Source organism: Ignatzschineria rhizosphaerae (genome assembly GCF_022655595.1).
GTDB classification, from domain to species: Bacteria; Pseudomonadota; Gammaproteobacteria; order Cardiobacteriales; family Wohlfahrtiimonadaceae; genus Ignatzschineria; species Ignatzschineria rhizosphaerae.
This window is the reverse complement of the sequence record NZ_CP093379.1, coordinates 2,264,922-2,278,338: the sequence shown is the minus strand read 5'-3', so window position 1 is coordinate 2,278,338 and position 13,417 is coordinate 2,264,922. Positions and strand designations below refer to the sequence as shown.

Annotated in this window: 12 protein-coding genes and 2 tRNA genes; 9 read left to right on the top strand and 5 right to left on the bottom strand. The window is 40.0% G+C overall.

Translation table 11 applies throughout. The features are described from left to right. The first annotated feature begins 133 nt into the window (after nt 1-133). Nucleotides 134-685 (top strand): GNAT family N-acetyltransferase, encoded by a 552-nt coding sequence (locus MMG00_RS10125; RefSeq protein WP_242147955.1) that lies wholly within the window; start codon nt 134-136, stop codon nt 683-685. Between the two features lie 127 nt (nt 686-812). Here the strand turns inward: MMG00_RS10125 and MMG00_RS10120 are convergent, their stop codons facing one another. Beyond that, entirely contained in the window at nt 813-1,616 is an 804-nt protein-coding gene (locus MMG00_RS10120; RefSeq protein ID WP_242147953.1) for a sulfite exporter TauE/SafE family protein, read from the bottom strand. A 297-nt stretch (nt 1,617-1,913) separates the two neighbouring features. On the opposite strand from MMG00_RS10120, the gene MMG00_RS10115 reads away from it, so the two are divergent. Beyond that, entirely contained in the window at nt 1,914-2,663 is a 750-nt protein-coding gene (locus MMG00_RS10115) for an AraC family transcriptional regulator (protein ID WP_242147951.1), read from the top strand. Between the two features lie 17 nt (nt 2,664-2,680). Here the strand turns inward: MMG00_RS10115 and MMG00_RS10110 are convergent, their stop codons facing one another. Next, nucleotides 2,681-3,841: a multidrug effflux MFS transporter gene (locus MMG00_RS10110; RefSeq protein WP_242147949.1), complete on the bottom strand. Its 1,161-nt coding sequence runs from the start codon at nt 3,839-3,841 to the stop codon at nt 2,681-2,683. 145 nt (nt 3,842-3,986) lie between these two features. On the opposite strand from MMG00_RS10110, the gene MMG00_RS10105 reads away from it, so the two are divergent. The 6 genes from MMG00_RS10105 (at nt 3,987) to MMG00_RS10080 (ending at nt 7,796) form a co-directional block, all read left to right on the top strand. Next, nucleotides 3,987-4,745: an AraC family transcriptional regulator gene (locus tag MMG00_RS10105; protein ID WP_242147947.1), complete on the top strand. Its 759-nt coding sequence runs from the start codon at nt 3,987-3,989 to the stop codon at nt 4,743-4,745. A 161-nt stretch (nt 4,746-4,906) separates the two neighbouring features. Then, a complete protein-coding gene (smpB, locus tag MMG00_RS10100) occupies nt 4,907-5,386 on the top strand; it encodes an SsrA-binding protein SmpB (RefSeq protein ID WP_242147945.1) in 480 nt (159 codons plus the stop codon). A gap of 106 nt (nt 5,387-5,492) precedes the next feature. Further along, nucleotides 5,493-6,440, top strand: coding sequence for a D-2-hydroxyacid dehydrogenase (locus MMG00_RS10095; protein WP_242147943.1), 948 nt, complete (start codon nt 5,493-5,495; stop codon nt 6,438-6,440). Between the two features lie 15 nt (nt 6,441-6,455). Next, nucleotides 6,456-6,836, top strand: coding sequence for a SirB2 family protein (locus MMG00_RS10090; protein WP_242147941.1), 381 nt, complete (start codon nt 6,456-6,458; stop codon nt 6,834-6,836). Between the two features lie 86 nt (nt 6,837-6,922). Beyond that, nucleotides 6,923-6,999: transfer RNA gene (locus MMG00_RS10085), tRNA-Arg, on the top strand. 720 nt (nt 7,000-7,719) lie between these two features. Beyond that, nucleotides 7,720-7,796, top strand: a tRNA-Arg gene (locus MMG00_RS10080). Nucleotides 7,797-8,097: 301 nt separating this feature from the next. On the opposite strand, the gene MMG00_RS10075 is transcribed toward MMG00_RS10080, so the two are convergent. The 3 genes from MMG00_RS10075 to MMG00_RS10065 all read right to left on the bottom strand — a co-directional run bounded on the left by MMG00_RS10075 (nt 8,098) and on the right by MMG00_RS10065 (nt 10,285). Beyond that, on the bottom strand, nt 8,098-8,304 hold the full coding sequence (locus MMG00_RS10075) for a hypothetical protein (protein ID WP_242147939.1): 207 nt from the start codon (nt 8,302-8,304) through the stop codon (nt 8,098-8,100). Nucleotides 8,305-8,409: 105 nt separating this feature from the next. Next, nucleotides 8,410-9,384 (bottom strand): GTP 3',8-cyclase MoaA, encoded by a 975-nt coding sequence (moaA, locus tag MMG00_RS10070; protein ID WP_242147938.1) that lies wholly within the window; start codon nt 9,382-9,384, stop codon nt 8,410-8,412. A 28-nt stretch (nt 9,385-9,412) separates the two neighbouring features. Then, a complete protein-coding gene (locus MMG00_RS10065; RefSeq protein WP_242147935.1) occupies nt 9,413-10,285 on the bottom strand; it encodes a LysR substrate-binding domain-containing protein in 873 nt (290 codons plus the stop codon). A 243-nt stretch (nt 10,286-10,528) separates the two neighbouring features. Between MMG00_RS10065 and MMG00_RS10060 the strand changes: the two genes are divergently transcribed. Next, nucleotides 10,529-13,372 (top strand): 2-oxoglutarate dehydrogenase E1 component, encoded by a 2,844-nt coding sequence (locus tag MMG00_RS10060; protein WP_242147933.1) that lies wholly within the window; start codon nt 10,529-10,531, stop codon nt 13,370-13,372. Nucleotides 13,373-13,417: the final 45 nt, after the last annotated feature.

The following is a 13,417-nucleotide window of genomic DNA, read 5'->3' as shown; positions in this document are numbered from 1 at the left end:
TATCTAAGAAGCAGAGTAGCATCTGATAGTGCGGAGAAAATATAGGCAATTGTGAAAACAGTAATGCTTGTCAGTCATCAATCTGTTTTAATAAAACATTAGAACGAGAAACAGAATAAAAGTGAGGTTGTATATGGGAAATATGCCAAAATTAGAGACAGAGCGTTTGGTATTACGTCCGTTGGTATTAGATGATGCCCTGCGAATTTTTCATAATTTTTCGCAAGATTGTGTAACAGAATTTTATGATCTAGCAACCTTTACTCAAATAGAAGAAGCGATTGATTTGATTAAAATTTGGAATCAAAGAACCGCTTCAGGTGAAGGTTTACGTTGGGCAATTGCTTATAAAACATCGCCAGAATTCCTAATAGGAACCTGTGGTTTTCATAATTTTTCTAAAGAGAATAATCGTGCTGAGATCGGTTATGAATTATCCCCAGAAGAGTGGGGGAAAGGTTTAATGACCGAAGCGATTCAAGGTATTATTGCCTATGGATTTGAGACTCTAAAGCTTCATCGTATAGAAGCTTTTATTGATCCTTTAAATCATGCATCACGAGCATTGCTGCATAAAAATGGAATGCAAACAGAAGGCATTTTACGAGATTACTTCTTTGAAAAAGAGCGATTTGTAGATGCAGAAATGCTCTCCATTTTAAAGTCAGAATATCAAGTCGATTAAAATACCATTAAAAGATTTGCTTTATTCTACGATTTAGGCACGACTTTTCTTAAATCTTTTTATGAATATCAATCCGGCGAATAATGGTATCCATTTTCTCCGGATTTGCTTATTTCTTGATAGGTGTTTATTGAAATAGCATTACGGCAAGAACAATCATTAAGAGAAATGGGTAAGCACGGGCATAGATCTTATCGGGGATAAAATGTTGGATTTTAGCCCCTATTTTAATGCCGATCCAAGCGCTCAAAATTAAAATGCCAGCAGCTTTGAGGTAGAGAAACCCTAAAAAACCACTCCCAAATTGAAGCCCTTCTGAGGTGGAAATTAGAAGGTAAACGATAGTGGTAGTAATCGCCATCGGCAAGGTTAGGGGATTTGCCATGGCTGCGGCTTCTTGCATTAAGGCGCAGCGTTTTCGCATCAGTGGAACCGTCATGATACTTCCGCCAACACCAAGAAAAGCGGCGATTGACCCAATAAAAACACCTAAAATAGCATCATATTTTCTTTTAAGATTGCGAGCCATATTGGGGTTTTGAGTGGTAAAACTTTTAGAAAAAAGAGCATCTAAGATTGTGATTGCAAGATAGATAATAAAGATCCAGCGAATCCACTCTCCTTGAACGATGGATGCAATAAAAGCCCCTAAACATCCGCCAAGAGAGATGCTAAAGAGGAGTGGTTTAATAATTTGCCAATCAATCAACCCTTTTTTATGGGATTGAAAGCTTGAAATAGAGGCGGAAAAAATCATAATAAGGGCAGAGGTGGCCACCGAGATCTGCATGGCATAGAGTGGAATATCCCCATCAGGATAGTGTAATAAAAGATAAGTATAAAGAAGGGGAACCGTTACAAATCCGCCACCAAACCCAAAGAGGATAGTGGTAATGCCCGAAAGAATGCCAAAAAAGATGAGAATCGTCATAAGTATCCGTAAGTTTTTGTTTAAAAGCAGTTCGCTTGAAGAAATGGGGATAAGTCTTATCGTGAAACAGGATTAAGAAAGCCTTGGATGTCAATTGTGGGCAAGAGATAGTAAAAAGCGTGTAAGCATTCCTTCTCGCCGCAAGAGCAACATTTTTAAACCAAAGAGGCTATATTTTAGAAAAAAGCAGCTCGGCTTTCATTCGAGGATTAGACAACTATTATCGAATTTATGCCATAATAAAGGCTAGAAAGGGGATGGGTATTAACGATAAGCGCAATAAGGGGAGAAAATCGTATGATTCATGAATTAGAAGATACCCCAAGAAGGGTTGTGGCTTTAGCGACAGATTATGAAGACGGTACTTATCTAAAACCTCATGCCCATCGGCGCTCACAGTTTCTTTATAGTATGCAAGGCATGATGGAGGTAGAAACGTCTGCGGGTAAATGGTTGGTATTGCCTTATCGTGGTGTTTGGATTCCTGCAGGAGAGATCCATTCTGTGATGATGCTAAATGCATCCACTAGAAGTCTGTATATTGATACTACTGAGGAGATGATACGAGGAGATATCTGTGAAGTCGTGACCGTTTCCCCTTTATTGCATTCATTACTGCTTGAGGCTGTAAAATTACCCCGTTTATATGATCTTTCAGGAAGAGAGGGCGCATTAGTCACACTTTTATTGCATGAAGTTCATTTAGCAAAATCACTCCCTTTTTATACCCCTTTACCTAGTCATCTAGGGTTACTTTCGCTGTGTCAGGCATTTATCCAAAACCCTACAATAACAAGTTCTCCCCTTGAATGGGCAAAGAAGCTTAATCGTTCTCCTCGCACCTTTACCCGCTTTTTTCAAACAGAGCTTGGGATGACATTTAGTGAGTGGAGGCAACATGTGGTGTTAATGTCTGCATTGATAAGGTTAGGAAAAAAAGAGCCGATCACAACAATCGCTTTAACACTTGGTTATGAGAGCCCTAGCGCTTTTTCGGTAATGTTTAAAAAAGCGCTAGGAACTTCTCCTAGTGAGTTTATCAAGTAGGTTAGAGCATTATGTGCTTATGGATTTTGCTTAATCGGAAGAAGCTGAATCATCATCGCAATGCCGGCAAATATTAAGAGCGCAATGCCAAGGGATGTCATCATTCCTACAAAGATTAATCCAAGTCCAATGAGGCAATAATAGATAAAACCTAAAATTGCCCCTGCCGTGCCTAAGGTATGTTGATAGTTTTTTAAAACAAGCGATAGAATATTTGGAATCGCCATACTATAAGCAAGCATAATGCCGGTCATAGGGAGCATAAAAAGCCAGCTAGATTCAAGCATTAATAATAAAATCGCAGAGATCAAGGCCAGTGTAGTAGCGAGGGAGATTAATTTTTCTCCGCTTAGCTGATAGCGATTGATTAAGCGATTATTTAAAAAAGCACCTAAGAAAGTCCCAGAGCCTAATAAGATGCCACTAAAGCCATAGAGCCTATTATCTAATTGCAATGTTTCAAAAATAAAAGGCGCTAATTGATAATAACTAAAGAGCATAATGTTAAAGGCGGCGATTAATGAGGCATATTGCCAAATCATACGATCTTGCATCATCGCTTTTAGAGTTTGCCAAAAAGGATGGATGATATGATTTTCTGGCATGGTTTCTGGTAACTTTATCAAAGACCAGATCAAAAGCACTGTACCGATAGCGGTTAAGAGCGAAAAAACAGCATGGTAACCGCCTAGTTGTACCATGAGAACGCCTAAAATGAGTCCTAAAATAGGGCTTATTGCCAGCGCAATGCCAATAAGGGAAAAGATATAGCGGAGTCTATCCCCACTAAATTGATCTCGAATTATCGTTTGAGTGCCGATAGAGCCGATGGCTGCGGCAAATGCCATAAGAATCCTTGCGCTAAGGAGTAATGTGAAATTGGGTGACAATAGCGCAAAAATGGTGGCAAAGATATAGAGCGTGAGCGCAATCATCGTAGTCTTTCGCCGGCCGATTCGATCCGATAGTAATCCCCATACGGTAACGCCAAATGCAAAAGCGATAAAGTAGACCGATAGCGTTTGTGCCGCAATACTTTGTGAAACGGTAAATCCCTCAGCAATGAGTGGTAGTGCAGGACTATAAATAGTTTCCACAATTTGGGGAAACATTACTAGCATTATTAAGAGTAATAGCGGTAATTGCTGAGTGAATGTTGCTTTGATGTTGTTGTTCACAATAACCTCTTCTAGATATTTATTAATAGATAAAAAAATGCATGGTTTGCATGAGCGACTATCGTAATGAGTTTTGAATTTGCGTATTATTTATAGAAAGACTATTTATGTTTGTAATCGGACAAGAATTCATGAGGAGATTTATATGGCGTGGATAGAATCAGATGCAAAGTTTGATGCAGATAAGATGATGCAGCCCATTATCGGAATCGCCTCGAAGCTTGTTCGGCATGATTCAGGGCTTCATCAGCATCAAAAAGGGCAGTTCCTCTTTTCAGAAAAAGGGGCGATGACTATTATTTTAGGGGATTCAATGTCGGTCCTACCGCCACAGCGTCTTGCATGGATTCCGCCCGGGCTTATCCATCGGGTGCAATTGCGGGAAGTTGTGAATTATCGCTCGATCTATATTGATGCAAGCATTTTTACGCATCTTCCAAAGGGTCATACAATTTGGCATGTGACCCCTTTGTTGCGTGCAGTATTAGAGATGATTGCGCTATCAGATTGGGATACCAACTGGGAGCTTGGTACCCGAGAAAACCATTGGCTTCAAGTATTATGGGATGAGTTAACCTTTGGTAAAACAGAAAATATTCAACTTCCGTTACCAGAAGATTACCGTTTTCAGAAACTTAATTTTTCTGCATTACCACCAGAGCTTAAGGAATTGACGAAAATAGTGGGCGCTAGTGAAAAGACGATTACACGTATTTTTCAGAAAGAGACCGGTCTAGGTTATCAAGCGTGGCGCCAGCAGTGGCGATTACTCAAAGCCATCGAGCTTTTAAGTGATGAATTGCCCTTAATGGATATTGCAATTGAATTAGGATTTTCCAATGATAGTGCTTTTGCGCAGTTTTTTAAAAGAATGACTGGCAAAACGCCGAAGCAGTATTTGTAATAATAAGAGTTGTTATAATATTTTAATCCTCTTAAAAAGAGAAAATGCCAAAACGGATGATTTATACTAAAATAGAGCCTCGACCATGATAAAACATGGGACTTACAGATAGTGTTTAGAGAGATCTATGGGCTATTTGGGATGATTAATGAGGATTTAAAATGTCTAAGAAAAAAGGACAACAAGGTAGCGCGCAGATTGCCGGCAATCGCCGCGCTTATCATGATTATTTTATTGAAGAAAAGATTGAAGCCGGTGTTGAGCTTCAAGGCTGGGAAGTAAAGAGTCTACGAGAGGGGCAAGGGCAGCTATCAGAAGCGTATGTACAAGTTAAAAATGGAGAGGTGTTTTTGATAGGATCAAGAATTACGCCATTACTTTCTGCTTCTACCCATATCTTTGCCGATGATACAAGAACTCGAAAGCTCTTCCTTCATCGTCGAGAGATTGACCGCTTAGTAGGTGCTGTGGATCAAAAAGGATATACCTTAGTGCCATTAAGCCTCTATTGGAAGAAGGGAATGGTGAAGGTTGAAGTTGGCCTTGCGAAGGGTAAGAAAGACCATGATAAGCGGGCAACGATTAAAGAGCGTGACTGGGATCGTGAAAAACAGCGCTTAATGCGCCACGAGCATCGCTAGTTTTCAGAAAAGCTATAGAAAGAGAGGTTTCTATAGCTTTTTTTTGTAATGATCATAATAATGAAGGTTTCATTAACGATAAATAATAACGAATGGGGAGTAGAGAATGAAAAAGATTGTTTTTCTAGATCAAGGAACATTAAGCCGTTTTAAGTTGGATTTTAATTTTCCATATGAATTAACCAATATTGATAATTGCCCGAAAGATGAAGTAGCTAAGGCACTCGAAGGGCATGAGATTGCGATTACTAATAAAGTTGTGATTGATCGAGCAGCAATGGTTGCAAATCCTCAATTAAAACTTATTGCAGTTGCGGCAACAGGTTATAACGTTGTAGATATTGCGGCAGCGAAAGAGCTTGGCATTATGGTTTGTAATGTTGCGGGGTATAGTACAACTGCTGTTGCAGAACATGCTTTTATGATGATGATCTCTTTGATGCACCGTTTACCGCTTTATGAACCCCGAATGCGTGATGGTGAGTGGCAGCGATCTGAGTTTTTCTCAATTTTTGGGGCGCCTATCTTTGAGCTTAAAGGCAAGACGTTAGGGATCTTTGGTAAGGGAAGTATTGGGTCTCAGTTTGCAAAGTATGCACAGAGTTTTGGCATGAAAGTCCTCTTTTCAGAGCGTCAAAATGCAAGCGAAGTTCGTGAAGGGTATACGCCATTTGAAGAAGTTTTAACATCAAGTGATGTTTACTCGCTTCATGCACCCTTAACGCCAGAGACTAAAGATATGATTTCAGAGGCAGAAATTGCGCGCATGAAAGATGATGTGATTTTGTTAAATGTGAGTCGTGGTGGGTTAATTAATGAGGCTGCTTTAGCAAAAGCTCTACGTGAAGGACGCGTTGGTGGTGCAGGCGTTGATGTTTTAACAACAGAACCGCCAAAGCCTGATAATCCATTACTTGCAAACGATTTAGGAAACTTTATCATTACACCACATACCGCATTTGCAAGTGAAGAAGCGCTCGATCAGCTTGTGGCTCTTTTAATGAATAATATCAATCAGTTCGTTGCGGGAAAACCGATAAATATCGTTAACTAAAATAAGGAAATAGTAATGTTAGCAGAAGCCTATATGGGAATAAAACATACGCATATTATGTTGGCCGCTTTTTCAATCATCTTTTTTAATTTTCGTTTTTGGAAATATTTTTTAGTAAAAAGACCGAAATGGACACGCATCGTGCCGCATGTTGTTGATACGTTTCTTTTGTTAACAGGGATTTTATTGGCTGTAACATTAAGCATTAATCCATTTAGCGCAAATGGTAGTTGGCTTGGTGTTAAATTGCTTTTTGTCGTACTCTATATTGTCTTTGCTTTCTTCGCAATGAGACAGCGTTTGGTGCTTTCTAGTCGTTTAATCGCTTATTTAGTGGCTAACTTTATGGCAATGGGCGTTGTATATATGGCGCTCATGAGACCATATCTGTTTTAAGATGTTGAGAAACGGGGATTGTGAATAAAGAGTTTGCAGAATGTTGCGAGCGATCTAATATGATGTATACTACACATCTTAGTTAAGCGCCCATAGCTCAGCTGGATAGAGTACCTGGCTACGAACCAGGCGGTCGGAGGTTCGACTCCTTCTGGGCGCGCCATATAGATAACCCTAATGAAGCAATTCATTAGGGTTTTTCTTTGCCTGTTATTTCCTATTGGTCGTTTTGCTTAGTATGGATTTTTACGAAAGGTGAAGGAGGAGGGTTTCTAGCAGGTGTTAAAATCTTTTTAAGGCTGATGCAGGGCTGGGGAGAATGCTTGCAGCTTTTTATCAATCCCGTGCCAGCAATGATGAACCTACTTCTATTAAAATAATGATCTCAATGAGAAAAACAACAATGCCGGCATATCAACAGTGAAAAGTACATGATCATTCTATCCGGCATCATGCAAAGTGTATTTGGATCGATATTAAGACTCAAGAAGAGAGTGAAAGAATATACTTAAAGCTAACTCACTGCTAGCGCATCAGTAATGAAAAGCACATGATCATTCTATCCGGCGTCACGCAAAGTGTATTTGTATCAATATTGAAATCTAAGAAGAGGGAAAGCGGAAATCTTGAAAATTCTTATGCCGGCACTTCAGCTATCAGAATCACATGATTGTTCTATCCGGCATCGTGCAAGCGTATTTGGATCAATATTAAGACCTTAAGAAGTGAGTGGGAGAAAATACTAAAAACTAACTCAAGACCGGTATATTGACAGTGAGAAGCACATGATCGTTCTATCCGGTATCATGCAAGCTATTTTGAATAACTTTTAATCGAAGTTTGACAGGATTTTCAAATGATGTATACTACTCATCTTAGTTAAGCGCCCATAGCTCAGCTGGATAGAGTACCTGGCTACGAACCAGGCGGTCGGAGGTTCGACTCCTTCTGGGCGCGCCATATAGATAACCCTAATGAAGCAATTCATTAGGGTTTTTCTTTGTGTTTATATTTCAATATTTATTGGCTTTGTTTGGGAAATATGGTCGTTGAAAGTAAAGCGGTGTATGTACAAATCAGCAGCATGATGTTGAGTAAAATGGCTGTTACGCCTTCTCATTACCGATGTGCAAGAATCTGGTTCAGTAGCCTTTCAATCGACTATTATAGGTTTGACTACATAAGACAGATAAATCGATGAAGCATTAAAAAAGCCCACATTTTGTGGGCTTTTAAGTGTTAGTTTGTATTTTTAGGGAGATTATTTTTCAATCAATTCATATTTATAACGTGGGCGATCACCAATACGATAGTAGAGGAAATCTTGTTGGTATGAATCTAAGAATTTTTGGCGAGCTTCGGCGCTATCAAACCATCTTTCTGCACTAAAATCACTTCCTAAAAGATTCTCTCTAAGGTAAGTAGAATGCTTTGGAAGAGTCATTTTTACACCATATTGCTTGTTCATTTTCCACTCCGTAATTTTTAATAATCTGGAATCTATTTCGCTGCCAATTGTTATGATTATAAAACAATCCGGCATTTATAATCTATCTTCGCTTAGTGTAGCAAGTTAACCGCCGGTCATCGACATAATTCGTTGAATTTTTGTAGCATCCGTTGTGAATTCATGTTTGTGGGGTTTAAGGTCAACAGCTTTACGAATGGCTGTTTGTAACTCTTCATCTGTGCAGTTATCTCGTAGCATTTCTCGAAGAGGGAAGGCTTCTTCTTGTCCTAAGCACATATAGAGCGTGCCATCTACAGACATACGAACCCGGTTGCAAGCATCACAAAAATGCTGACTCATAGGGGTAATAAGACCAAAGGTGAATGAGCCATCGGGGGATTCATAATATTTAGCAGGACCTTGTCCTAGTGATTTTGTAGAATCGATTAAGCCATATTTGTGACGCAGAGATTCAAGGAGTATTGTTAAATCCTCACCTTCTGTATTTTGCCCCGTGCTTCCCATTGGCATCGCTTCGATAAGGCGTAAGATTAACCCATTATCCATACAGAATTTAATCATGGCATCAATGTCTTTATCATTAACACCAATCATTGGCACCATATTGATTTTAATGGTTTCAAAGCCAGCATCTTTCGCCGCAAAAATCCCCTGTTTTACTTTTTCTATACAATCATTGCCGGTGATCTGATGCACGGTTAAGGGATTGATAGAATCAAGGCTAATATTTAAGCGATCAAGCCCTGCGGCTTTAAGTCCTTTTGCATGTTTTTCAAGCTGCGTTGCATTTGTGGTCATGGAGAGATCTTTAATAGTTGGGATCTCTTTTATGTGGCGAATAAGCTCAGTCACATCTTTGCGAAGAAGTGGCTCGCCTCCTGTGATTCTATAATGGTCGGTTCCCATTGCTGAAAATGCGGAAACAACACGAATGATCTCATCGAAGGTGAGCCAGTTTTTGTTAACCTCAAAGCCTTTAAATCCTTTAGGAATACAGTAAGTGCAACGCAGATCACAGCGATCTGTGACTGAGATTCGCACATAGTCAATTTTTCGTCCGAACTGATCAATTAACATCTGATTCTTCCTTGAATATACTGTTGGTTTAAAGGTTAAGATCTTGAATACATTTCGCAATTGTCTCAATTTTGCGCATCTGTGTAAATTCTTTCCGATAAACAAGTGCCACTTTTCGGGTAGGAACTGGTTCTGTGAAAGGAATATAATGCAAGAGCTCCCCTAGATGGTCATCTGTTAAGGCGTACTTAGGCAGTACAGAAATTTGATGCCCTGCAGCCACAATATTACGAATCGTCTCTAAAGAGTGGTGATGAGAATTTGTCGCATTAATCTCTTTACAGCGATCTAATACCTGATCTCTAAAGCAGTGTCCTATATTGAGAAGTAAGGGATCATACTCATGGATCTCATCCGGAGAAATTTCTGTTTTCTCATTAAGCGGATGATTTTTTGGGGTAATCACATAGAAAGGCTCTTCATAAAGCTCGATCACTTCAAAAGTAGGATCAGCAATTGGAAGTGCTAAAATCGCCGCATCAATTTCCCCTGTTTTTAACATCGGTAGCAAGCTATCTGTCATGTTTTCAAAGAGGTTAAGCTGTAAATCTGGTGCGGCTGCTCGTAATGATGGAATCATTTTCGGGAGTAAGTAAGGCGCGATCGTAAAGATGATGCCAAGGTTGAAGCGACCATCGATCGAATCGGATTCTTTACTAAGAGATAGGAGTTCATCAACGAGTTCAAAAATTCTTCTAGCCTTAGGTAGTGCTTTTTCGCCTTCAGGGGTGAGAAGAACTTCATTTGTGGTTCGCTCAAAGAGCGATACATCCATAGATGCTTCTAAGTTCTTAATACCAATGGATAAAGCAGGTTGAGAGATGAAGCATTTTTGAGCTGCACGCCCAAAATGTCTCTCTTCAGCAACAGCGATAAAGTACCGAAGTTCATTTAATTTCATGCGTTATTCCCATAAGTAAACATTAATATAGTGAATGATTTACATACTAACACATTTGCATTAATGTAATTTTAAATAAACATTTCAAATCCTATTTTTAACCGTCATAAAAAAAACAAAAAATGCAGGGGTTAGCGTAGCGGACTTATTGCACGAAATTGAGAAAAATCGGGTATAATGGGAACAATTTCTTTCTTTTTAATTTCCTATCAATTTTAGACTACATATATGTGAGCGATAACTATGAAACTAATAGATGAGTTTAGAGAAACGTCGGCACTAAATGGTGCCAATCAGACGTATGTCGAAGAAATGTTTGAGTCCTATCTTGAAGATCCTACTACTGTCTCAAAAGAGTGGCAGGATTATTTTGCGCAGTTTAAGGGCGAGCAAGATATTGCACAAGGACCTATTAAAAGAGCGTTTGAAGAGATGCGACGACAGCACGGTCATTCTCAAGGTGGCAGTGTTGATGAGGCATTTTTAGAAAAACAAGTTGCGGTATTAAACTTAATTGGGGAATATCGCCGTAGAGGGCATCAAGTAGCAGACTTATGCCCTCTTCATTTACGTGAACTTCCCAATGTTCCAGAGTTAAACCCTGGCTTTTTTGGTTTAACAGAAATGGATATGGGAACGGTTTTTAGAACAGGCGGCTTAGCTGGTAAATCTGAGATGACGCTTCGTGAGATTCTTGATACTGTTCAACGTACTTATATCGGACACATTGGTGTTGAGATTGAGCACATCACAAAAGATGAAGAGCGTATCTGGCTTAGAAAGCGACTTGAAGAAGTTCAAGATAACTACCGCTTTACAGATGAAGAGCGCAAAGAGACGTTAAAAGAGCTTGTCGCAGCCGATGGTTTAGAGCGCTATCTTCATACCCGTTATGTGGGGCAAAAACGATTCTCATTAGAAGGTGGGGATGCATTGATCCCAATGCTTCATGAGATGGTTGTGGGCGCTTCAAATTTTGGTGCAGAAGAGATCGTTATTGGTATGGCGCACCGTGGGCGTTTAAACACGCTTGTGAATATTTTAGGTAAAGCGCCTAAATTACTCTTTGATGAGTTTGATGGTGTACCTACCTTTACTAAAGGTTCTGGGGATGTGAAATACCATATGGGTTTCTCTTCATCAGTACAAGCAACGCCTAATAACCCACCAGTGCACCTTGCATTAGCGTTTAACCCTTCTCACTTAGAGATTGTTAATCCTGTGGTTGAAGGTTCTGTTCGTGCGCGTTTAGAGCGCCGTATTTCTGCCGGCACACCTATCGGGCAATTACCCTTTAATACGGTATTACCAGTATTAATTCATGGAGATGCAGCATTTGCAGGCCAAGGGATTGTACTTGAAACACTTCAAATGTCACAAGTTCGTGGTTATACAACAGGGGGAACCGTTCATATTGTTGTTGATAACCGCGTTGGATTTACAACTTCAAATCTTTTAGATGCGCGTTCTTCAGAATACTGTACAGATGCTGCAAAAATTGTTCAGGCGCCAGTACTTCATGTGAATGGGGATGATCCTGAAGCGGTAAAACATGTGATGCAATTAGCATTAGGTTACCGTAATACCTTTAATAAAGATGTGGTGGTTGATCTTGTTTGTTACCGTAAACTTGGCCATAACGAAGCAGATGAGCCAAGTGCAACACAGCCAATGATGTATAAAAAAGTGCGTAAACATGCAACCCCTGCACGTATTTATGCAGATCAGCTTATTGCTAAAGGCATTATTACAGAAGATGATTTCAAAGCGTATACAAAAGAGTATCGTGACAAACTTGAAGAGGGTAAACCTGTAGGTTTCCCAACGGTTGAATCAATCAATAGTACCTATAAGCAAAAATGGGAAAAAATCTCAAAAATGCATGACCGCTTCGATGAAGAAGGTCCTGTAGTTCCAGAAACAGGTGTTGTCACCTCAAGAATTACAGAGATTGCACGTATTATGGATAAGCTTCCTGAGGGCTTTAAGTTACACAATCGAGTGCAACGTATTCATGAAAACCGGCTCAAAATGGGAGAAGGTGAGATTGAAATGGATTGGGGCTTTGCAGAAATCATGGCTTATGCAACGCTTTTAGAAGAAGGTTACCCAATTCGTATTACAGGGCAAGATTCAGGTCGTGGAACATTCTTCCATCGTCACGCGGTTTATCACAACCAAGAAGATGGTAATACCCATATTCCGTTGCAGCATTTAACTCATGATCAAGCGAACTTCACGGTTATTGACTCGATCTTGTCAGAAGCGGGAGTTCTTGGTTTTGAATTTGGTTATGCCGCGACAGAGCCCAATGCACTTGTGATTTGGGAAGCGCAATTTGGTGACTTTGTGAACGGCGCGCAAGTTGTGATTGACCAGTTTATTGCCGCAGGTGAAACAAAATGGAATCGTTATAATGGTTTAGTGATGCTTTTACCACACGGTTATGAAGGTCAAGGACCTGAGCATTCATCTGCAAGACCTGAGCGTTTCTTAGAGCTTTGTGCTGAGAATAATATGAGTCTTGTGGTGCCAACAACGCCAGCACAAGCATTCCATATGTTCCGCCGTCAAATGCATCAAGATTATCGTAAACCACTTGTTGTGATGACGCCAAAGAGTCTTCTTCGCCATCGCCAAGCAGTCAACGTTCTTGAGGATTTAGCACAAGGAACATTCCGCTCTGTGCTTCCTGAGATTGATGCCATTGATGCTGCGAAAGTAGATCGTGTTGTGATCTCTGTAGGTAAGATTTTCTATGATATTAGAGATCGTCGTGAAGCGGCTAAAGATGAGAAGACAGCAATTATTCGTTTAGAAGAGATCTATCCATTCCCAACGAAAGTGCTAGCAGCAGAACTTGCAAAATATCCAAATGCAAAAGAAGTGATCTTCCTTCAAGATGAGCCTTTGAATCAAGGTTATGCAACATTTGTTCGCCCTTACTTAGAAGATATTGTTGTGGCAACAAAAACATTAACCTTTGTAACAAGACCCGCAGCAGCAGCGCCAGCAGTAGGTTACAGCCATGTTCATGCGGCACAAGAGAAAGCGCTTTTAGATGCAATCATTCCATTAGCCGAATAATTGGGGTTTTAGAAGAGGGTAAGCGAGTACCATTCCGCTCGCTTA

Coding starts and splice junctions, on each gene's coding strand:
- MMG00_RS10090 (WP_242147941.1), top strand. CDS start 6,456: ATGTTAGCAGAAGCCTATATGGGAATAAAACATACGCATATTATGTTG.
- MMG00_RS10125 (WP_242147955.1), top strand. CDS start 134: ATGGGAAATATGCCAAAATTAGAGACAGAGCGTTTGGTATTACGTCCG.
- MMG00_RS10075 (WP_242147939.1), bottom strand. CDS start 8,304: ATGAACAAGCAATATGGTGTAAAAATGACTCTTCCAAAGCATTCTACT.
- moaA (WP_242147938.1), bottom strand. CDS start 9,384: ATGTTAATTGATCAGTTCGGACGAAAAATTGACTATGTGCGAATCTCA.
- MMG00_RS10115 (WP_242147951.1), top strand. CDS start 1,914: ATGATTCATGAATTAGAAGATACCCCAAGAAGGGTTGTGGCTTTAGCG.
- MMG00_RS10120 (WP_242147953.1), bottom strand. CDS start 1,616: ATGACGATTCTCATCTTTTTTGGCATTCTTTCGGGCATTACCACTATC.
- MMG00_RS10065 (WP_242147935.1), bottom strand. CDS start 10,285: ATGAAATTAAATGAACTTCGGTACTTTATCGCTGTTGCTGAAGAGAGA.
- MMG00_RS10105 (WP_242147947.1), top strand. CDS start 3,987: ATGGCGTGGATAGAATCAGATGCAAAGTTTGATGCAGATAAGATGATG.
- smpB (WP_242147945.1), top strand. CDS start 4,907: ATGTCTAAGAAAAAAGGACAACAAGGTAGCGCGCAGATTGCCGGCAAT.
- MMG00_RS10060 (WP_242147933.1), top strand. CDS start 10,529: ATGAAACTAATAGATGAGTTTAGAGAAACGTCGGCACTAAATGGTGCC.
- MMG00_RS10095 (WP_242147943.1), top strand. CDS start 5,493: ATGAAAAAGATTGTTTTTCTAGATCAAGGAACATTAAGCCGTTTTAAG.